We start from the raw sequence: 22,048 nt of genomic DNA, 5'->3' as shown, positions 1-22,048 counted from the left end.
AAGGAGGACTGGTCAAAATTAAGTCCATTATTTATCTTTTCATTCTTTTAGGGTTGGGAATAACTGGTTATGCAGGGTATCAGATTATGCATTCGAATATACAAGCAGAGAAATCATTGAAGGAAGCAAAAGGGAAAGTGGAAGTGCAGGATGACCAAGAGGATGAATCAAATTTTGAGCCAGTGGTTGGGGAAGTGGTAGGCTTGCTTTTTCTTCCTAAAATAGAATCAGAGTTAGCCATTGTCGAAGGAACGGAACCAGACGAACTCGCTAAAGGAGTGGGACATTACAGAGGTTCCTTTTATCCAGAACAAGGTGGTCAAATTGTCTTATCAGGCCACCGTGATACCGTATTTAAACGAGTAGGGGAGCTTGACATTGGTGATGAATTCGTAATGAAAATGTCCTACGGAGAAACATCATATAAAATAGTGAATACAAAAATCGTTGATGCTGAAGATACGAGCGTTATTACGTTACAAAATCAGGAGGAAGAACTTATCCTAACTACCTGTTATCCATTTGGATATATAGGTGATGCGCCGGAGCGGTATATTATTTATGCGAAGAAAAAGTAGAACTAGATAAACTTATCAATAATTAAAGAATTGCTCAAAAAGATCCTCTCTTTTTCAAGAGAGGATCTTTTTTTAGTAGTTTTTAAAATTCTATGTCAGGTAACCTAACACCAAAATGGACAGCTTATTTTGATTGATTAATAATACAACTAAATAACTGATATTGAAATAATCAGATTATGTAGAGCGAATTTAATTACTTTATAAAAAATTAGTAAGTATAGTTTACTAACTAATTTATTGGAAATACCGAAGAAGTTTTAGCTGCCAAAAATAGTGGCTATATTTTTTAGTTAGTTAGTAAGGAAACTTTACTAACTAAATCGGAGGACTATGATGATGGAGACAAAAGGGAATCCTCAATTGATAAGAAACTTAAATGAAAAATTAGTATTAGAGGTACTAATACAGCATGGAAGTTTATCTAGAGCAGATTTGAGCAGGATAACTGGTCTTAGTAAACCAACCATCTCATCAGCTGTTACTAATTTGTTGGAAAATGAGCTTATTAGGAATGTTGGGAGAGCAGAGAATCACCAGGGGAGAAAGGCAACATTAGTAGAGTTTAATGAATTGAGATTTTATGTTATCGGGATTGATATAGGTGCCACACACATCCGTGTGGCTTTAGGAAATCTTTATGGAGAGCTCCTTTTTTATGATCAGTTTAACATAATCGACTTAACGCCTGATGAAATTCTTACACTGATTTATCAACGTGTAGAGTTATTGATTAATTCCAGACATATTTGTTGGGAGTCTATTAAGTACATCTCGATCGGGGCACCTGCAGTTGTTACTCCTGATACAGGGGTTGTAATGCTAATTGTTCAAACCTTAAAAGGATTCGATACTCATTTAAGCCTTCAAGTTTTATCAGAACTTTTTCCTTGTAAAGTTCTTCTTGAAAATGACGTTAATCTCGCTGCCTTAGCGGAACAACAATATGGTGTGGCCAAGAAACAAGAGAACTTTATCTATTTCTCTATCGGTGCTGGTGTAGGGGCAGGACTGGTTATGAACGGAGTGTTATGGAGAGGGCTTCGGGGAGCAGCAGGAGAGCTTGGTGAAATGCTTATTGGAATAGATGGTGGAAAAAAGCTAGAAGACTTTATTTCAACACAAGGTCTGCTAAAAATAGCTAGGCGATATTTACGAGAGAAAAAGGAATCTAGTTTATTAGATACGGTAAAAGTGCTGACGCCTCATTTTATTTTCCAAAATGCAAACAAAGGCGATAAGGTAGCAACACAAATTGTAGAAGAGTACTGCCATCTTCTTTCTCTCGCACTAGTTAGTTTGAGTGTAATTGTAGCACCAGATTTGATTATTTTAGGAGGTGATGTTGGGGGGAGTGGGGATTTACTTATTGAAAAGCTGAAGTCCATTCTTGATTCAAAATTACAAGTTATTCCTATGTTGAAGAAGACTGAAATAGGAGATGAAGCGGTTGTGCTAGGAGCTGTTCATCAAGCTGTGTTAAGTACGATGGACTATATCCGAAATGAAATATTATCTGATAACTAATGTAGGAAGAAGGGACTGTTACTTACTTGGAAACATACACAGTAGGAATTGATATCGGTGGAACGAAGACTTTAATCTGCGTAGCTAATCCAACACATGAAATCATATTGAAAAAGAGAATATCAACAACTCCCTGTGATGTTCCTGAAACTTTTTTTAATCGTTTGTTTACGGAACTAAAACTATTGCTAGCAGAGAAGCAGTTATCGTTAAACCATGTAGGTGGAATAGGAATTGGATTACCAGGAGTGGTTGATCATGAAACGGGTTATTTGACCAATGCACCTGCATTACCTTGGAGAGATACAGATGTTGAGAAACTAGTAAAACATCATTTTAAAGGTAAGGTGCTTTTAAATAATGACGTAAATCTAGCTGCGTTAGGAGAACAATGGATTGGTGCTGCTAAAGGAGTCAGCAACTTTCTAATGATTACTGTGGGGACAGGAATTGGTGGAGCATTAATCCTAAATGGAGAATTGTTTCAAGGTGTGCATAAGGCAGCCGGTGAAATCTCACATTTTGTAATAACAGATGATGAAACATCTTCTGAGCATATTTATACGGAGGAATTTGGGAGTTTTGAAACAGTGACCTCTGGAACTGGGATTGGAAACAGGGCTAGAGAGTATTTTAGAAAGCAAAGGAAGCATTCACTAATTTTAAGTTTAGTGAATCATGAAATTGAAAAGATCGGTGCAAAAGAGGTCATTGAAGCAGCCATAAAGGGCGATCGTGTTGCTCTAGACATACTTGAAAAGCCATTAAATCATATGGCGATTGGAGTTGCCAATATCATTTCATTACTAGATTTAGAAAAAGTTGTTATTGGAGGAGGAGTTCCACAAGGAGGGGATTTTTATATAGTAGAAATTGCAAAGCGTGTCAGAAAATATACTCCGAATCAGGCAAAGATTATTCCTGCATCTCTAGGAAATGAGGCAGGGGCTATTGGTGGAATTGCATTTATCTTAGGGAAATGCAGAAAACAAGTATATGAAATGACTATATAAGAAATCAAGGGGGCAATGAAATGAAAAAAATAAGTAAATTTCTAAGTGTTGCTTTAGGTTTAAGTATGGTTCTTGCTGGTTGTTCATCAAAAGAGGAAACAGGTGGGGGAGTCTCTGGTGAGAATGAGGACGGGAAAAAAGAGTTAGTCATCTGGGATTGGACAGACCCCTACTTGGATGATAAGAAAAAGCCGATGGATATTGTCATGGATAGCTATCAAGCGGAAAACCCTAATGTGGAATTAAACATCGAAAAAATTACAAATGATAGTCTTCGTACAAAACTAATGGCAGCTGCATCAGCAAACAATCTACCAGACGTAGCTTTCTTAGATGGACAATGGCTCGCAGAGTTTCAAGCGGTGGGGATGTTAGCACCTCTTACAGAATATACGGATGAATCGGGTCATGCAAGTGATTATCCAGAAAAAGTATGGGATTCAGTTGTATTTGATGGCGAGGTTTATGGAGTACCTGGTGATGGGGATGTACGATCGTTATTATATCGTACAGATTTAATGGAAAAGGCAGGTCTTGATCCAGCTTCACCACCTAAAACGTGGGATGAGCTCATCGATGTATCGACTAAATTAATGGAAGCGGGTAAGGATGAAGGTGTTAAGTATGGTTTTGCGTTAAATGGAGGAGATTCTGAACACACTTCTATGAGATCGTTACCTTGGATTTGGGATATGGGTGGTAGTTTTGTAGACGAAGAGGGACAGCCAGCATTAAATAGTCCAGAAGTAGTAGATACTGTTCAATTTATGTCTGACTTAGTCAAGAAGTATAAAGTATCTCCTAGTGATAGCTACTTAAATAAAAAAGTGGAAGTTCAAGGTCTTGTAAATAGTGGACAGAGTGCGATGGCAATTGTTGGTTCTTGGGAATGGCGATCCGATGCAAGCTTTTTAGCACAAGAAGGTTTAAAGGGGAAATTAGCTTCTGCACCAATACCAGTACCAAATGGAGAAGATCCAGATAAAGCTGCTACAGCAGTCGGATATGGAGTGTGGGTTGTTTTCGATCACTCAAAGGTAAAGGATGAAGCATGGGAATGGATTGAGAAAGTAACTTCTCCAGAACATCAAGTGAATATTTTTAAAGATGGTACTGGAAACATGCCTCTAAGACTATCAGCGTATGAAGATCCTATTTTTACATCTGATCCAGTATTCCAAACATTTGTAGACATTCTCCCTAATGCTCAACCTCGTCCGAAAACATTAAATTACGAATTACTATCACAATCGTACCGTCAGGCCATCCAGTTAGTACTTAGTGGAGAAATGACACCTCAGGAAGCATTAGATGAGGCGCAAGCAAAAGCTGAAGCGGAATGGAAAGAATAATTGGAACAAAGTAGAGGGGAACTGGATTTTCCTTTTCCCCTTAAACATTTAGGAGGGCTGCAGATGGAAAAGGAGTACTCAAATATTTCTCTGAAAAAAGAATGGACTGCTCCAGTGACTAAAAGAAAGAAAAAGAAGCTTAATAGAGAATGGGTGCTCGCTGCATTACTATTGTTACCTGTTCTCATATTTATAGGTGTTTTTGCATTTTATCCTGCATTTTACGCCGTTTATCTAAGTTTTTTTCAAAGTAAATTTCTAGTGTTTAATCGAACGTTTGTAGGATTACAGAATTATCTGGAGTTGTTAACAGGTAAAGGCTTTTGGTTACCTCTATATAAAACTCTTTTCTTTACTTTTTTTAGTGTTGTTTTACAGTTCGGACTTGGTTTGTTAATGGCACTTCTGCTGAGGCGCGAATTGAAATTAAACGCAATTTTAAGAGCGATGATTATTATTCCGTGGATATTATCTCCGGTAGTTATAGCTGTTATCTTTCAATTTTTATACATTCCTGATCAAACCGGGCTATTAAACTATTTACTAATGTCTTTGGGAATCCTTTCTGAGCCGGTAGCTTGGTTAGGTGTCGAGTCGGCTATGGAGATGGTAATTTTAGCCAACCTATGGTTTGGGATGCCATTCTCAATGGTTATGCTCCTAGCAGGGATTCAATCAATAAATGATGATGTATATGAAGCAGCAACCATTGACGGAGCGAATAAATGGCAAGAGTTAATTCATATTACACTACCTTTGTTAAAGCCTACTATTTTAGTCACATTAATTTGGATCTCGGCAAGTACTTTAAATGAGTTCGATCTTGTCTATGCGTTAACTGGTGGTGGACCGCTAGAATCAACTAATTTACTCGGTATCCATATGTATAATACGGCCTTCAAATTCGGTGCCTTTGAGCAAGGTTCAGCTATTGCTGTACTAATGTTCGTCATAAATTTAGGTTTGAGTATTTTTTACCTAAAATTACTAAAAACAAAAGAGGAGTAATTGGAGGGAGAACAGTATGGTCGCTAAAAAATGGCTAAAAAAACTGCTAATCTATGTACCTGTATTGACATGGGTAGTCATATCAATCGCACCAATTATTTGGTTGTTAGGTCTATCCTTTAAATCCGAAGAAGAGTGGATGAGTTTTCCCCCTACTTTTTTTCCTACAAAACCTACCCTTGAAAATTATTTAAGTGCTTTTAATAACTCACCTATAACTACTTACTTTCTAAATAGTGTCTTTGTTACAGCAGTTTCCCTTTTTCTATCCATTGTTCTTGGATGTCTAGCTGGATACGCACTGGGGAGATTGAAGTTTCCATTTAAAGAAACTATTTTTATGACCATTTTCTCTGTGAAAATGATTCCAGCCTTATTAACTGTGATTCCATTATATGTGCTTATGCATTCACTAGGCTTATTAAATACTCTTTGGGCAGTAATCTTAGCATATACCGCTATGGGAATTCCAATGGTGATCTTTGTAATGAAGGACTTTTTTGCAGGGATATCAGACGAAATTGAAGAGGCTGCGATGATAGATGGACTTTCTCGATTACGAATGTTTTTAACGATTCTTATTCCATTAGTACGTCCAGGTCTTGCGGCTGCATCCATTCTGGTTTTTGTGAGAACGTGGAATGAATTTATGATTGCCTTAACCTTAACATCCTCAGATGAATCACGAACCATTCCTGTTGGGCTTAGAAATGCGTTGGGAGAGAGGATGGGGGATTTGGGTCCAATGGCAGCTTATGCCATTATCTCAATCATACCAATTCTTATCTTATTCTTTGCCTGTCAAAAGCATTTTGTCAGCGGTCTTTCACAAGGAGCATCTAAATAACAACAGTAAGGGGAGATAGATCCATGTTAGTAACCAAGCCAAAAGACAAGGCACTTATTACGGAGGGTTTTTGGTATGAGCCTTTGGAATATGATGTATCCAATAAAAAAGTAATTGGACAATTCGATGGGAATATTGGTATTTCTAAATATTCTGTAGCAGGAGAATGGGTGATTGTCACAGAGAAAAGCTGGTTTACCGCTTGGTCAGTTAATGGAAAGAGACTGTCATCGAGGAGGACAAAAAAGGTTTCGACCCTTGGGCGGTTGATGAACATTACCTTTGATTCAGGAGAGGAACTCGATTCGGTTGAGGTTTCTGTGAATCAATATTGTAATGATAATGATAATGCGATGTACATTCAGATGAGGTTTGAAAATAAGGGAGACCAGCCTGCAGATGTGTTTGTACGTCATGGCATGAACTGGGATTTAGCTAGTTATATGTCATCAATGGTTAAAACCTATGGTAGATATGAATCTATGGAAATGAAAGGATCTTGGAACGAATCTCATACTTCATGGGAAGCGGAACTAGGGAAAGATTACTTTGTTCATTTGGCATCTAGTCATCCAGCTATTCAAATTGAACAAGAAGGACCAAGAATGGTTTTAGACTTCAAAGATCATTTGGAACCAGGGAAATCTGCTTTCATCACCATTTCTATTTCGGGAGGAACAAGCCCCCTACCGATAAACGAATTGATGGATAAAAGGAATACTACTTATCATCAAGCTGTGGATTATTCCCGATGGCTACAAGAGCTATTTACTTCTGAAAATAACCTACTGAACTCAATGTTTGCTTCTTGTGTAAATGTATCAAATTCCTCATATAAGGAATCAGGAGAGGAATTCGCAGCATTTTATGCAGGTGTCAACTATCAAAGCCCATCAAGAACGTACTTTAGAGATGGTTACTGGACTATTCTTCCCATCTTACCTTTTAAACCCGAATGGGTGAGAAATGAAATTCTTACATTGGCATATGGAATTGATGAAGACGGATCTTGTCCAAGTGCAGTTATTTATAATTTTTTACAAAATAAATTTGAACAGTTTTGGCCAGATCATTTTGACTCTCCCTCCTTTTTTGTCATGATGATCCATGACTACTTGGCATGGACTCATGATACGGACTTATTGGTCGTCGAAGTAAAGGGAAGGACAGTATTGGATTTAGTAAATGCATGTATTGGAAAACTAGAGCGTTATACAGATTTGGAATTAAATCAATTGAATAAGCCTGAAAATCGCCGAGATTGGTGTGATAATGTTGTTCGCCAAGGTTTAGTCACCTACGATGTTCTGCTTCATATCCGTGCCAGAAGCTGCTTTGCTGAAATCTTACGCTTTATAGGTGAAGGGAAAAAGGCAGAGAAAATAATGAAAAGTACTGTACCCATGGTAGAGGCTTTAAAAGAACAGCTATGGAAAGGCGGTGGATATGCCAACTATGTGAATACGAGTGAAAATGGTGTAAGTGAGAATAATGTGTCCATAGAGCAGGCTTTAGCCGCTGTTTTTAACATTGGTTCAGATAAAGACCAAGAGCAGCTATTAGATTTGCTCACAGATATACTTGAAACGAAAAATAATGCCGATCAGCCATTTGGCGATTGGGGTGTAATGACTGTTTATCCCTCTTACACTCATACAAAACATCTAGTTGAAAAATCTTCCTACCCATTCCGTTACCATAGTGGAAGTGATTGGCCGTATTTAAGTGGTGTATATGCCTGGGCGAAGCTTACCCGAAATAGAGACGATTGGGAATACCCACTTACTCGATGGTTCACCTACTCAATTGAGAGACAGTGGTTAACTCCTGTAGAATACTTCGATCCAGTTTTTGGGAAGGGTTCCTATCTTCAAGGGTGGAGTGCAATGCCTGCAGCAGCTATGCTCTATGGGGGATTAGGATTAACACCTCAACTGAATGGCGACTTTGAATTGAAAATCCCTAAGTGGGGGAACACCTTAGTAAAGGGGATTTCCTATCGCGGGAAAAAGTATACTTACTGTGCAAGAGATGGGGAGTTGTCATTTAAAGAGGAATAATCAATTTAAAGAGATGGTGGTTGTAACAAAGTGGAATTACTAAAATCAGTAGCTCAGCAACCAAAAGTCACTAGTCTATCAGCTATGAAGGCGGTATATAACTTAAGATTATTTTATTTTTTAACAGGTCTAACGGGTGGACTCTTAGGACCGTACTTAACGACTTTATTTTCCTATAATGGATTATCAAGTAACCAGGTAGGAATCGTAATGTCGATAGGAACCTGTATATCGGTGTTGATCCAACCCATCTGGGGAATGCTGGTTGATCGCTATCAATGTACACGGCTCATCTTAACCCTAAGTTTAGCGGTCCCTGGAATACTAGCTTATTTTTATAATACCGGTTTATTTATGATGATGGTTATTATTTATTCAGTATCAACTATTTTTGCTGCTTCTCAAATTCCAACCTCTGATTCCTATGCAGTGGAGGCGGCAAAACAAGCAAAGAAGACATATGGAAGTATTCGTAGCCTAGGGAGTTTTGGGAATGCGTTAGGGGGATTTGCCGGAGGACTCTATCTTTCATATTTCTTAATTGACTCAATATGGGTTCCTTATTTGATACTAAATGTGGCTGCTATTACAGTAGTCTTAATCTTACCTTTTAATAGAAGTAGAAAGAGTGTGTCCGGTAATAGTCCATTTTCCAAAGGGGTAAAAGAGCTTATTACGAATCCGATTTTTATCGTGTTCCTGTTAGGCTGCTTTATGGTAAATCAAACATTAACAGCTTTTAATACGTATTTTGTTTTGTCTTTTCAAGCAATTGGAGGATCGTTCTCATTGGCAGGGACAGCGCTTTTGATAGCATCTCTAACAAATGTACCAGCAATGGTCCTAGCGTCTAGAGTAATTAACCGCATTGGATACGAGAAAACACTATTATTTGCGGCCACAGCCTATATTGTTCGTTGGGGTATTCAATTGTTCTTTCCAATCCCCTTTGTTGTGATTGGGATCCAAGTATTGCATGGTCTCTCATTTGGGTTTTTCTATATTGCTGCTGTTGAATATGTAGCAAAGATTACAGGAAAGCATATTCAAGCTACAGGGCAAAGTGTATTTAATATGGTTTTTGTCGGATTGGCTGGAATGGTAGGGAATTTACTGAATGGTTATTTGTTTGAGGTTGGTGGGCCGAATCTTATGTACTTATCGTGCTCCATAAGTTCGTGTTTTGGTGCAATCCTACTTTTTTATGTATACAAAATAACAAAACAAAGATTGAATCCAGCATAAGGGGATGAGTAGTATGGCAACTTTAATATTTAATCATGTCAGAAAGAATTATGGAAAAGATAATGACTATACGGTAAAAGATTTCCATCTTGAGGTAAAGGATAAGGAATTCCTAGTCTTAGTTGGACCTTCAGGATGTGGTAAATCAACAACGCTACGAATGATCGCAGGGTTAGAAGAGATTACAGAGGGTGAACTTATTATCGGAGATCAAATAGTCAATGAAATCGCTCCGAAAAACCGAGACATTGCGATGGTCTTTCAAAACTATGCTTTATATCCACATATGACAATCTATAAAAATATGGCCTTAGCATTGCAAGTGCGTAAATTTCCAAAAGAGGAAATCGATCGTCGTGTGAAGGAAGCATCAGAAATTTTAGGTATTGCTCATCTACTAGATCGAAAGCCAAAGCATTTATCAGGAGGTCAACGTCAACGTGTAGCTCTTGGGAGAGCAATCGTACGTGAACCTCAAGTGTTTTTAATGGATGAGCCTCTTTCTAATTTGGATGCCAAGCTGAGAGTTCAGATGAGGACAGAAATTGGGCGATTGCATAAACGACTAGGCGCAACATTTGTCTATGTGACTCATGATCAAACAGAGGCAATGACCATGGGAGACAGAATTGTTGTTATGAATAATGGAGTGATTCAGCAGGTTGCATCACCACATGAAATATATAATCATCCAGCAAATAAGTATGTAGCTGGGTTCATTGGCTCTCCAGGAATGAATTTTATAGACGGTGAAATAATTGAACAGCAATCTTCTTTATTTTTCAAAAGTAAAGAAGTTCGGTTGGGTATTCCACCAGAAAAAGCAGAAGTACTGAAAAAAGGTGGGTATGTCAATAAATCGATTACTCTTGGTGTACGCCCTGAAGATATTCGTGAGGATGTTGTGAATGTTGAAGGTGCCGAACATAACTCAATGGTTCATCTTAAAGTAGAAGTCATAGAAAATATGGGTTCAGAACTATTTCTACACTTATTGTTAAACAATGAGACGATAATTGCCAGGGTACCTGGACAATCCAACCCGACAATTGGTCACTCAACTAAACTCAAAATAAATATGAATAAGGTTCACTTTTTTGATAGTGTATCTGAATACGCAATTAGATGATGCATTTTTGGGAAATGGTTGACGATTCCTAGAAAAAAGGGAGAATCAAGAATTGTTGTTTAGGGAGGTTATTCGATGAAACTAATTGAAGTGAAGGATAATGAGGAGATGAGTGTTGAAGTCTGTAAGCTAGTAAAAATGAAAATAAATACTCTGGCCACACCTGTGCTGGGATTAGCAACTGGTTCAACACCGGAAAGACTGTATGAACTGCTAGTTGATGAAGTCCAAAAAGAATCTCTGTCTTTTAAAAACGTAACAACATTTAACTTAGATGAATATGTGGGTATATCTGGAAATGATAGAAATAGCTATCGATACTACATGAATTCAAAGTTTTTTGATCATATAGATATACAAATAGAAAATACTCACGTTCCTAATGGATTAGCAAAGAATATTTCTAAGGAGTGTGAGAATTATGAATCGCGAATTGAAGAGTTAAAGGGGATTGATCTACAAATTCTAGGAATTGGGAGGAACGGACATATTGGATTTAATGAGCCTGGAACTCCCTTTTCGACTCAAACCCATGTAGTTGAATTAGAAGAGTCAACTCGAAAAGCGAATTCAAGATTCTTTCAATCCCTAGAGGAAGTCCCTACTAGAGCCATAACAATGGGGATTGATACCATAATGAAAAGTAAAGAAATTGTTTTGCTAGTTTCCGGAGAGAAAAAAGCGGAGGCACTTAATGCGTTGATTAATGGTGAGGTAAGCGAAAAATTCCCCGCTTCCATACTCCAAAAACATCCACATGTAACTATTTTTGCAGATGAAGCGGTCCTAAAATCCCCGGTCATGAATCTATAAAACAAGTTAAGTAGCATTTAGATGTAAACCAGACGAAGGACTATGATACAGTGAATAAAAGCTGAGTTCCCGCTGATGGAGAATTCAGCTTTTTCAATTATTAATGGTTTACTAATTATTTATATACTTCTCAAACATATCTCCAAAGTCCTTCTCATGATACTGTTCACGAATAGACGTTAGCCAATTAAAGCCAAACTCAGTAAGCTCTTTATATTGTTCAGAGAGCTTTAACTCCTCAGTGCGAGAGTTTTGAAGAATAGCAACCGCCTTCGCTAGACTTTCGTTCGCCAAGCCAGTTACAACTGAATTTTCATAAGTAGTTTCAGAGATGCGTAGCAACGCCTTATACAAATCCTTCAGTTTTTCAATTTGATCTTTTTGTACATCAACATCAAATTGAACATCGCCTAATCGGAACTTAATCTCCACATCCATATCAAGCTTTCCGGCAGTTTCTAATGTTACGTTCGAGATCTTGTGTTGAGAATACGGATAACGATACAATGTGCGCTTAGAGGAAGCAGCACTTTGACCATCAACATGAATCAATGCTAAATTCGTAAAGCAATATTCATCAGCCTTTGTTTTGATCAAGAAGTAAATTCTTTCATTGTCCTCATGCATGACATAATCGTCAGCATCTGTCTTGTCAAAATCCTTTGGGTCAATGATCTTACCAATATCCGATAATCCTAAAGCATCTGCAGCAATTTTTTTAAACAACCCCATCATCCTCCTGGAAATTATGTACTATTCCATTTTAATTCCAAAAGAAGGAATTATGAATACTTTTTCTATTTTCAAACAAAAAACCAGACCCAAAGAGTCTGGTTAGAATAAGTTAAAATTTTTTCTTTCCTGCTAAAAACATCAATCCATGATAGATAAGAGCTAAAGCAAAGATAAGGACAGTTAAAACTCCAATGCCATCGATCAGTGGATCAAGAGGCGCTAAGAATCCGCTTACAGGAACACGTAACAATCCAAAACCAGCAAGCATAGCAGCTAAGAGTAATAAAGGATAACTATTCAACATAAATCCCTCCTTTCAATAGTATGTATATTCATGCAGTGGGACATATGTTAATAAAGTTCACAAAATATGGCTGAAAAGGTGGAATGTTTACAGGCTAACTAGCATAGTGAGTAAATGCCTTAAGGAAAAATAGCTGGTTAATTAATCTGAGGTATTACTTGAAGACATTGCCTGTGACCGAAAGCTAATGGCTTTTAAAATAAAGATTTTGTCTTGAGCAGTAAGCATCTTCCAGCTTTTGACCTTAATCTTCACAAGACCACTCCTTTGTATTTGTCACTTCAACCTAGGTATCAAGTACTCATTATTTACCACATATGATATACAGATAAACAACCTAAACTTCTACAAAGTCCGACATCAGTACTTAATTGGGCCTATCATACTTAAGTGGTGCCAGGAAGTGTCCGCCCCACAAGGACAAAATGGGTATTTTTGTCCACGAGCGGTGACAGACACCCCAAAAAGACAAAACACCCAAAAGTGTCCACGGAGGGTGTCTGACACCCAGTTTCTCAGTCTTGAGACCTAGATGTAAATACAAAGGAAGTCCATTTTGAATATGGTGAATTTCGGTTATATTGATTATAGAGAAAATTAGTTGGAATCAAAAACTAGATTCACTTAAACATGAAACTTTTTTTACAATTGGTTCGTATTACTTAACATAGAAATCCCGAGAGGTCAGGAGTCGATTACAGTGAACTTCTTCATTGCATTGCTTATATTTTTCTTTATCTCCCTTCCAACGACCATTACGACATGGCTTGTTAGCTTTTTCGCTTTGAACAATGGCTTTCTTACAGCGTCAGGAATCTCAGTTGTATCTGGTATCATTACTTATATGATCGCTAATGGAGTCGTAAAGGCAAAAACATTCAAGAAATATAACATCTCGCGTAAAGAGTATGTATACATTAGAAAGAACCTAAAGGAAGCAAAGCCAAAGCTCCAACGTTTGAGAAAAGCATTCTTCCAAGTTAGAGACGTCGCAGCTTTTAAGCAACAGCTTGATACACTTCGAGTAGCAAATAAGATCTACTCGATTACAAAAAAAGAACCAAAGCGCTTCTACCAAGCAGAACCATTCTACTACTCACACTTAGATTCAATGGTGGAGCTAGCAGAAAAATACGCATTCCTATCTAGCCAGCCGAAAAAGAACTCTGAACTACTTATATCTCTTCAAGACACAAAAATAGCTCTACGTGACCTTTCCCATGTAATTGAAGAGGATTTAAACCAAGTGCTATCGAATGATATAGATAAACTGAACTACGAGCTTGACGTGGTGAAGAAAATTACCCTCAAACCGAAGAATCTAGATCCGAATGAAGAAAGTAGGAGAATAAAATGACAGATCGTAACACAGAACCGCAATTGCAGCGAGCATCATCTAACAGCAATATGTTAGACGATTTGCTCGGAAACCCCTTTGCTGATCCAATTTCAGCTCAGGACCAACCTATCCTAGCTACGCAACAAACAGATAAGCCGTTAAAGCTAATTGATGTGATCCCGCCGGAGAACAGGGAGAAGGCATTCCAGTTGGCGCAACAAATTGATCCGAAAAACCATCAAGCAATTATCACGTACGGTACACAAGCTCAATCAAAGCTGATGACTTTTTCAAATTCGATGATTGAGCATGTGAAAAAAGAAGACATAGGGGAAGTAGGCGAGATCCTCTCCGACCTTATGAAGAAATTCAATGAGGTCAATCCAGACGAACTAAAGCCGGAGAAACGATCGATGTTTTCAAGGATGTTTGGAAAAATCCAAAATTCACTACAAGAGGTGCTCTCGAAATACCAAAAAACAGGTGCGCAGATTGATCGAATCAGTGTAAAGTTAGAGCGCTCAAAAAACACACTCATGAGCGATGTGGTGTTTCTTGAAAAACTTTACGAACACAATAAAGAGTATTTCCATGCTCTGAACGTATACATCGCAGCGGGAGAACTAAAGCTCGAGGAACTGAACCAATCTACCATTCCAAAGCTTAAACAGAAAGCGGAACAAACTCAAGACCAAATGGCGTTCCAAGAAGTCAACGACATGATGCAGTTTACGGACCGTCTAGACAAGCGTATTTACGACCTAAAGCTCAGCCGTGAAATTACCGTGCAAAGTGCACCACAAATTCGCTTGATTCAAAACACCAACCAAGCACTGATTGAAAAAATTCAGTCATCTATTATGACAGCTATCCCATTATGGAAAAATCAAGTGGCCATCGCACTAACACTCATCCGTCAACGAAACGCCGTAGAAGCTCAAAAGCAAGTCTCTAAAACAACAAACGAACTCTTACTCAAAAACGCTGAAATGCTAAAAACCAACACAATCGAAACAGCAAAGGAAAACGAACGTGGCATAGTGGATATTGAAACACTCAAGAAAACGCAAGAAAACCTCATCCAAACACTTGAGGAAACCATTCGCATTCAGCAAGAAGGTCGTGTGAAACGTCGTCAAGCGGAGCACGAACTAGCTCAAATGGAAGACGAACTGAAACAAAAGTTGCTTGATTGGGGTACCAACCCTCGTTAGTAACCAAACTTTATGAGCAATATGAAATCTCCAGTTAGACCATCTCCACGTCGGAAGTGGTCTTTTTTTGTCGATTCCATTTCCAAAAAATATCATATCAAGTAAAATAAAATGTAAGATTATCAGAGTATATGCGAAATATTGGAGGATAAACATGATCTATCGTGTACAGTTGTTCCGCGGATTAAAAGACCCATACATCATTGGACACCAATTGACAAAAGCTGAAAAAGTAGAAGGAACCTGGAAGTATACGATGATACTCACCTTTGCGAGCTTCCTACTTTACTCCATTAGTGCATACCTAGGTATAGGAAGCGAGATGTTATCAAACAAAATCTATCAGTTAACTCCTTCAGAATATGAAGCAACCAAACTATTGTTTGCAGCTGGACAAGTACTAATAGGGGTACTCGGAACACTACTTTTTATTTTCTTCCCAGCGCTCATCTTCTGGCTTTTTTCTGACACGGACTATATTAAATATGTAAACATTCAACTAATCATCACGACTATTATCCTCATAGAAAAATCCATCAATATCCTGTTCCACTTCTATTTCGGACTTGACCCAGTGTCACTTCCATACTCGTTAGGAGTTATTGCTCAATATATAACAGAATATAGGTATATCATCCTATTCTTAGCTCAGATCACCTTTTTTCAAATTTGGGCAATAGTCCTTCAATATACATACGTAAAATCCAACATGAACCGAAACCACAAAATCGTCTTAGCCATTGTGATTACCACAAACGTCTTTATCTGGCTAGTACAGGCATTATTCTCCTATGTCGATTTTGAGAAAATACTATAAAGGAGTTGCTAGAATTATGAACTGGAAAAAGTGGACAGTCATCCTCGTTGGAACTCTCTTCATGATCGGCAATCTCTATCTTATTTACAAAAAGGATAGCGAAATCAAGAGGATGAGTTACGTAGATACATGGACAACCGTAAAAAAACAGAACCTAGTAGAATCTCAAACTGACGAAGGTTTAATTACTCCAGTAGAAGAGGAATACATATACTACGAAGAGAAAACAGGGAACTTTGAAGCATTTCTTGTAAAGGAAGGGGACCAGGTTGAAGAAAATACTCCCATCTTAGAGCTTTCCTCTGTCGATATTGATACAGCCATTTCCCAAAAGGAACTAGAAATATCAAGGCTTGAAGATGATATAGCAGCTCTTGAAGACAATATTGATAGCTTAGATGACCTCTTAGGTGATATAGAAAGTTCAATAACCGAAGAAAATGAATCATCTAACACCATTATGGCCAACTCACTTGAAATTGAAATCTATGAAAAAGAATTACAGGTAAGTAGACTAGAAGCAGAACTCGAAAAACAGGAAACTGTACTTGCTAGTATGGACGAGAGTATATCCAGCCTGACGATTGATAGCAAAATAGCTGGAATCGTAAAAGAGATTCGTCATGATCTAAATAACCCGATTGTTACCATTACATCGAATAACTTACAGGTGGAAGCGACTCTTACAGAAAAAGAGATTTCAACCTTTGAAGAGGGGATGAAGGTAGTAATAACATCAGGTCTTCAAAAAGACAAGTTGGAAGGAACCATCTCAAGCATCTCGACTCTTCCGAAAAATGAGCCAAAGGAAAAAAAGGAAACTCAGTATTCCTACATAATAGAATTAGATGAACAGCCTAGCTCAAACATTCCTTTGGGTTCAAACGTGAACTTAAAAATCATTACAAACGAAATAAACGATGCATTGACCGTTTCTACTAAATCTATTCAAGAAAAAGGTGCGAAGTCATACGTCTATGTCATGATGGCAAACGGAACCATCGAACGTCGCCAAATAGAAACGGGCTTACAACTGAACCATGTAAAAGAAATTAAAGCCAACGCGGAGGAGGGCGAAAAATTTGTTCTCAAAGCGAACACGCTTAAAAACAAAACAAAGTTCTACACCTCCCTTGAACCAAAGAAGCTAAAGAAAAAAGATTTCAAGGAAATGGGGAAGAGGAAGGCATTAAAAACAGCATTAAAAGGATTTGTTAGCTAAAGAAAGGGGGAAGCTATCTTCTGCTTCCCCCCAAAAAATAGCCTCGAATCATTCGAGGCAACCTAGCTTACCTAATAACTGCACCCGTACTAGAATGCCCATAGATCTTCACTCTTCCAAAGTCAGCTGTATCAATAATATAGGTGTATGGTTCATTACCGTTAGCAACAATACGATACGAGAGCCCACCAAATTTTGCTGGTCTTAGTTGCCCAATAGCATTTGCTCTAACAGGCGCATCATTTACACGATAAATTCTCCACGAATCTGCTGATGCTGGGAGATAAATCGTTCTACCTGATGACGGTGCTGGTGCCGTTGCCGGTGCCGTTGCCGCAGCAGGAGTAGATGTGGCTGGAGCATTTCCGTTTCTTGTCAGATTATAGATTCTTTCTAACCCAACCACATGCCCTCTAGCCACCTGCTCAATCCAGGCTGGATCCTTCATTTTTGCCGCATCACCAGCATTATCTATGAAACCATTCTCTGTTAATACAGCGTCCATATTGGTTTCACGAAGCATATGGAAGTCCGCTTTCTTCATCCCTCTGTCATTCATATTGTTTCTCGCAATGATTTCAGAGTGGATAGTGCGTTGCATCTGAGCAGTACGAGAACTACTAGATAAGCCACTATAGATATAATCCTCGTAACCAACGCCTCCACCTGCGTTCACATGTACCGAATAAAGGAAGTCTGCACCCCAGGAATTTGCTGCATTGGATCTTTGATTCAAAGAAACAGTTGTATCTCCAGTCCGACTCATTCTTACTGACACATTGGAGTATTCTCTTTCAAGAATGTCTCTAATTCTAAGACCAATTTGTAGTGTCACATTTTTTTCAAGAATCCCGTAGCCCGCGGCACCTGAATCAGATCCGCCATGTCCAGGATCAATAAATATTTTGACCATTCTTTTCACCTCATTCTTTTTATGTTTTTCTTTTCCCTTTTGGAGGGTAGTCACAAACTAGACATGTGCGGATTTTTACGTTTATTTACAGGAATATGGTAAAATAGAACAATGAGATTTAAAGGAGGAGAATCATGAAGAAGTCACTATGGCTAATAGCCATAATACTACTATTTGTCCTTACGAGCTGTAACAAAGAGCCGCAGCCGGAGGATCGTTTTGTAATGTATGTAAAGCTTTGGAATGATCAAAATTTTGAGAACATGTACAGCTATCTTTCGGCTGAAGCGAAGGAGAGCATTAAGAAGAATGAGTTTGTTGAGAGATATCAAAAAATATACAATGACCTCGGCATCACCAACTTAAAAGTTTCTTATGAAAAACCAACCGAAATAAAGGAACGTGACAAAAAGGTCACAGAAGCAAGTCTTCCTTTTACTGTTAGCATGGATAGCATGGCTGGTGAGATTTCCTTTGAGCATGATGCTCGGTTAACAAAGGAAGAGCGAGAAGATAACACAAACTGGTACCTTAACTGGGATACTACATATATATTTCCAGACCTAAAAGAAGGAGATAAGGTCGGAATTAACACAACTACACCAAAACGGGGAGATATTCTAGATCGCAATGGACTTGAACTAGCAACAACGGGAACAGCCCTCGAAATGGGGATAGTTCCAAAAGAAATTGAGGGTCAAGAAACAATGGTTATTGAACAACTCGCGACGGTTTTGGGTATGACGAAAGAAAGCGTAGAAAAAGCTTTGAATGCAAGTTGGGTACAACCCGATTATTTTGTACCACTAAAGACCATTTCTGAAAATGATACAGAATTGAGAGCTCAGCTTGGCCAAATTCCTGGTGTTCAGAGAAAAACAGTCGAAGCTCGTGTATATCCATTCGGTGAAGCAGCTGCACACCTGATTGGCTATGTTGGTGCTATTACTGCAGAGGAACTGGATAAGCAAGAGCCAGGAACATATTCTGCTAATGATGTAATTGGAAAAAGAGGACTCGAACAGGTTCTAGAAAAACGTCTAAAAGGGGAGTCGGGAGTACAGATACTCATCCAAAAAGAAGACGGAACAGAAACCGTACTCGCTGAAAAGCCTGTCAAAGAAGGCGAGAATGTAAAGCTAACGATTGATGGGGCCGTTCAAAAGGATATATATATAGAACTTCAAGGAGAGGCGGGAATGGGTACAGTCATTCATCCAACAACAGGAGAAACACTCGCACTTGTTAGCAGTCCGAGCTTTGATCCAAACAAGCTATCTTTTGGCGCAACAGCAGCTGATTGGAAAGCATTAGAGGAAGATCCAAAACAGCCACTGCTAAATCGTTTTAAAGCAAATTATGCGCCTGGATCTGTAATAAAGCCAATAACAGCGGCAATTGCCCTGCAAGCAGGAACAACGGATTGGGAAAAAACCATGCAGCTGAGCGGGAAGCAATGGCAAAAGGACTCCTCGTGGGGAAGCTATTATGTAACAAGAGTAACCGATCCAAATGCACCAGTCAATTTAGCAGATGCGCTTCTTTACTCGGATAATGTGTACTTTGCTCAAACAGCACTGGATCTTGGTAAAGAACCATTCGAACAAGGATTAAAAGCATTTGGATTTGAAGAAGAATCGGAATACCTATTTCCATTAGAAACATCCACCTATGGAGACATGAGCTCAGAAGTGACACTAGCGGACTCAGGATACGGTCAAGGGCAGGTCGAAATGAGTGTCCTTCATCTGGCTAGCACATACACCATGCTAGTAAACAACGGAAATATGATCAAGCCAACTCTTTTACTAGATGACGAAGATAGTCAGGTATGGAAGTCAAATCTTCTTGACCGAGAAAATGTAACAAAATTAAATGAAGCACTAAAGCAAGTAGTTGAGAATCCAAGAGGAACAGCAAATGCTGCCAAGATAGATGGTTACCCGCTAGCAGGGAAAACGGGAACAGCAGAATTTAAAGAAAAACAAAACGAAGCCGGCAAGGAGAACGGCTGGTTCGTAGCCTACAACACTGACAACCCAAGTCTACTTGTTGCAATGATGATTGAAAATGTGGAGGGTAGAGGCGGTTCGAAGGTAGTCGTTGAAAAGGTAAAACGGGTAATTCAAACAGAATAACAGAAACGACCCCTCTGAACTAAGAGGGGTCAAAATTATGAAAAGGCAGGGTGTGACATGAAACTAAACAAAATCCATCATATTGCAATCATCTGTAGTAACTACGAAAAATCAAAGAAATTTTACACGGAAATCCTAGGACTAACACCCAAAAATGAAGTCTATCGTAAAGAAAGAGACTCATACAAGCTTGACTTAGCGGTGAACGGGCAATACCAAGTTGAACTCTTTTCCTTTCCAAATCCCCCAGATAGACCGAGCTTTCCAGAGGCTGCTGGATTACGACACTTGGCTTTTGAGGTAGATAACATAGAAGAAGCGGTGGAGGAATTACAAGCAAAGGGAATTGAAGTAGAGATGGTAAGGATAGACGAATTTACGGAGAAAAAATTTACGTTTTTTGCTGATCCTGATGGGATGCCTATTGAATTATATGAAAAATAAAACCTCGGTACAATACCGAGGTTTAACCTTAAATTAAATTAAAACTACAGGAGGGTCAATACCTAGTACGGGTTCTCCATTGACTGTTAACCAGATATAGTAGTGATCAATTTCTTTGTTAATAATAGATTCAATCTTTGCAATCATCGCTTCTTGGATTTCAAATGATAATTTAGCAGTTTCTTCACCAAGTGGAACACCCTTTAATCCTAATAAATCAGCAATTGCACGTGCCTCTTCAGAAGAAACTTCTACATACTTATCGTATTCTGGTAAATACGCTGCTTTTGCAGGTGAAACCGCAATGCTGATAGCAAAAATTAATATTGCTATAAAAGAAAATAATACTTTTTTCACTTTTCGCTCACTCCTAGTATACTATCTTTTAATTCTATAAACTTATCAACAACCTCGGGATGATACATAGTTCCTCGACATTGTAATAATTCATTAAATGCATATTCTGGGGATCTTCTTTCTTGGTAGACACGATCGGTTGTCATCGCATCGAAGGAATCAACGACAGAAATAATAGCCGCTTCCATAGAAATTTCATCTCCAGTTAACCCTTTCGGATATCCCTTTCCGTCAAATCGCTCATGATGCTGTTCTACAATTTTTGCAACAGATGCAAGCACAGGGATATTTGAACCTTCTAATAAATTTCTTCCAATAGTAGGGTGTTTTCGCATGGTAATCCACTCTTCGTCTGTTAACTTCCCAGGTTTTTTTAAAATGTTTTCAGGAATTTCAACCTTTCCAACATCATGAAAAAAGGAAGCTAAATTTAACTTTAATATCTGCTCAGAATCCATTCCCATTGCCTCACCGATTATCATAGAAAGACGAGTAATTCTTGTGCAATGATTAAGAGTATATCCATCTTTGGCTTCAATGGATTTTACCAACTCGATCATCTCATTCACAATTTTACTGTATCGATGGAAAATTGGCTGAGAAGTTACATAAAGGAACTCAGTAGTCCCAACTGCTTGGAAAGTATAAACCTCTTTTACAGGATGTTTAAAGAAAGAATCTCCAGCTTTTAGGTTAGGGACCTTTTCATTGTAAGGGAAGGTTTTTAGTTCTCCACTTAAGACAAGAAGATATTCTAGAGCTTCCCAACCCTCCTCAGGTTCTAATGCCCAATTTGCACCATTATCCAGTTTATGATGAATGATTTCTGTTGAACTGCTTGAAGCGAGTAGTGAAACTTGCAACCCTTTTACCTGAACAGTCTCAATAAAATCCTTTTCATTTATATTAATCACTGAGAATCCTCATTTCTAGTAAAAATACGTATACTTACTATATTTCATCGGAGAAGATTCCTATTTTTTAATAGTATAA

Annotated in this window: 21 protein-coding genes; 16 read left to right on the top strand and 5 right to left on the bottom strand. The window is 38.4% G+C overall.

All coding sequences use genetic code 11. The annotated features are described in order from the left end of the window. Positions 1-17 precede the first annotated feature (17 nt). From srtD to nagB, 10 genes are all read left to right on the top strand, one after another. Positions 18-578, top strand: a complete 561-nt coding sequence (gene srtD / locus ACFFHF_RS11020) for a class D sortase, LPxTATN-specific (protein ID WP_377058210.1) — start codon at positions 18-20, stop codon at positions 576-578. A 336-nt stretch (positions 579-914) separates the two neighbouring features. After that, positions 915-2,105 (top strand): ROK family transcriptional regulator, encoded by a 1,191-nt coding sequence (locus ACFFHF_RS11015; protein ID WP_377058142.1) that lies wholly within the window; start codon positions 915-917, stop codon positions 2,103-2,105. A 26-nt stretch (positions 2,106-2,131) separates the two neighbouring features. Beyond that, entirely contained in the window at positions 2,132-3,118 is a 987-nt protein-coding gene (locus tag ACFFHF_RS11010; protein ID WP_377058141.1) for an ROK family protein, read from the top strand. A 20-nt stretch (positions 3,119-3,138) separates the two neighbouring features. Then, positions 3,139-4,470, top strand: a complete 1,332-nt coding sequence (locus tag ACFFHF_RS11005) for a sugar ABC transporter substrate-binding protein (RefSeq protein WP_377058140.1) — start codon at positions 3,139-3,141, stop codon at positions 4,468-4,470. 63 nt (positions 4,471-4,533) lie between these two features. Continuing rightward, a complete protein-coding gene (locus ACFFHF_RS11000; protein ID WP_377058139.1) occupies positions 4,534-5,478 on the top strand; it encodes a carbohydrate ABC transporter permease in 945 nt (314 codons plus the stop codon). Positions 5,479-5,494: 16 nt separating this feature from the next. Further along, positions 5,495-6,325, top strand: a complete 831-nt coding sequence (locus ACFFHF_RS10995; RefSeq protein ID WP_377058138.1) for a carbohydrate ABC transporter permease — start codon at positions 5,495-5,497, stop codon at positions 6,323-6,325. A 23-nt stretch (positions 6,326-6,348) separates the two neighbouring features. Then, on the top strand, positions 6,349-8,385 hold the full coding sequence (locus ACFFHF_RS10990) for a glucosidase family protein (RefSeq protein WP_377058137.1): 2,037 nt from the start codon (positions 6,349-6,351) through the stop codon (positions 8,383-8,385). 30 nt (positions 8,386-8,415) lie between these two features. After that, positions 8,416-9,630, top strand: coding sequence for an MFS transporter (locus tag ACFFHF_RS10985; protein ID WP_377058136.1), 1,215 nt, complete (start codon positions 8,416-8,418; stop codon positions 9,628-9,630). Between the two features lie 13 nt (positions 9,631-9,643). Then, complete coding sequence (locus ACFFHF_RS10980) at positions 9,644-10,759, top strand: ABC transporter ATP-binding protein (protein ID WP_377058135.1); 1,116 nt, start codon at positions 9,644-9,646, stop codon at positions 10,757-10,759. A 75-nt stretch (positions 10,760-10,834) separates the two neighbouring features. Beyond that, positions 10,835-11,572 (top strand): glucosamine-6-phosphate deaminase, encoded by a 738-nt coding sequence (gene nagB / locus ACFFHF_RS10975; RefSeq protein WP_377058134.1) that lies wholly within the window; start codon positions 10,835-10,837, stop codon positions 11,570-11,572. Positions 11,573-11,683: 111 nt separating this feature from the next. Here the strand turns inward: nagB and ACFFHF_RS10970 are convergent, their stop codons facing one another. Next, on the bottom strand, positions 11,684-12,298 hold the full coding sequence (locus ACFFHF_RS10970) for a PH domain-containing protein (RefSeq protein WP_377058133.1): 615 nt from the start codon (positions 12,296-12,298) through the stop codon (positions 11,684-11,686). A 118-nt stretch (positions 12,299-12,416) separates the two neighbouring features. Continuing rightward, entirely contained in the window at positions 12,417-12,611 is a 195-nt protein-coding gene (locus ACFFHF_RS10965) for a hypothetical protein (protein WP_377058132.1), read from the bottom strand. Between the two features lie 700 nt (positions 12,612-13,311). On the opposite strand from ACFFHF_RS10965, the gene ACFFHF_RS10960 reads away from it, so the two are divergent. The 4 genes from ACFFHF_RS10960 to ACFFHF_RS10945 all read left to right on the top strand — a co-directional run bounded on the left by ACFFHF_RS10960 (position 13,312) and on the right by ACFFHF_RS10945 (position 17,203). Continuing rightward, positions 13,312-13,968: a 5-bromo-4-chloroindolyl phosphate hydrolysis family protein gene (locus ACFFHF_RS10960; protein WP_377058131.1), complete on the top strand. Its 657-nt coding sequence runs from the start codon at positions 13,312-13,314 to the stop codon at positions 13,966-13,968. Beyond that, entirely contained in the window at positions 13,965-15,164 is a 1,200-nt protein-coding gene (locus ACFFHF_RS10955; RefSeq protein ID WP_377058130.1) for a toxic anion resistance protein, read from the top strand. The genes ACFFHF_RS10960 and ACFFHF_RS10955 overlap by 4 nt, the downstream gene beginning before the upstream one ends. A gap of 154 nt (positions 15,165-15,318) precedes the next feature. Then, positions 15,319-15,981, top strand: coding sequence for a hypothetical protein (locus ACFFHF_RS10950; RefSeq protein WP_377058129.1), 663 nt, complete (start codon positions 15,319-15,321; stop codon positions 15,979-15,981). A 16-nt stretch (positions 15,982-15,997) separates the two neighbouring features. Continuing rightward, positions 15,998-17,203 carry an efflux RND transporter periplasmic adaptor subunit gene (locus ACFFHF_RS10945; protein WP_377058128.1) on the top strand — a complete coding sequence of 402 codons (1,206 nt, stop codon included), beginning with the start codon at positions 15,998-16,000 and terminating at the stop codon, positions 17,201-17,203. A gap of 67 nt (positions 17,204-17,270) precedes the next feature. Here ACFFHF_RS10945 and ACFFHF_RS10940 read toward each other — a convergent pair whose 3' ends face one another. Continuing rightward, entirely contained in the window at positions 17,271-18,116 is an 846-nt protein-coding gene (locus tag ACFFHF_RS10940) for an N-acetylmuramoyl-L-alanine amidase family protein (protein ID WP_377058127.1), read from the bottom strand. A 134-nt stretch (positions 18,117-18,250) separates the two neighbouring features. Between ACFFHF_RS10940 and ACFFHF_RS10935 the strand changes: the two genes are divergently transcribed. Next, positions 18,251-20,254 (top strand): penicillin-binding transpeptidase domain-containing protein, encoded by a 2,004-nt coding sequence (locus ACFFHF_RS10935; RefSeq protein WP_377058126.1) that lies wholly within the window; start codon positions 18,251-18,253, stop codon positions 20,252-20,254. 57 nt (positions 20,255-20,311) lie between these two features. Then, entirely contained in the window at positions 20,312-20,698 is a 387-nt protein-coding gene (gloA2, locus tag ACFFHF_RS10930; RefSeq protein ID WP_160545802.1) for an SMU1112c/YaeR family gloxylase I-like metalloprotein, read from the top strand. Positions 20,699-20,731: 33 nt separating this feature from the next. Here gloA2 and ACFFHF_RS10925 read toward each other — a convergent pair whose 3' ends face one another. Together ACFFHF_RS10925 and ACFFHF_RS10920 are read right to left on the bottom strand one after the other, a co-directional pair. After that, a complete protein-coding gene (locus tag ACFFHF_RS10925; RefSeq protein ID WP_377058125.1) occupies positions 20,732-21,055 on the bottom strand; it encodes an 8-amino-7-oxononanoate synthase in 324 nt (107 codons plus the stop codon). Next, positions 21,052-21,969, bottom strand: coding sequence for an HD-GYP domain-containing protein (locus ACFFHF_RS10920; protein ID WP_377058124.1), 918 nt, complete (start codon positions 21,967-21,969; stop codon positions 21,052-21,054). Before ACFFHF_RS10920 ends, ACFFHF_RS10925 begins: the two co-directional genes overlap by 4 nt. Positions 21,970-22,048: the final 79 nt, after the last annotated feature.

The organism is Robertmurraya beringensis (genome assembly GCF_042433785.1).
Lineage (GTDB): Bacteria > Bacillota > Bacilli > Bacillales > Cytobacillaceae > Robertmurraya_A > Robertmurraya_A beringensis.
Note: the sequence above shows the minus strand (reverse complement) of the source record. Positions and strands in the feature narration are given on the sequence as shown.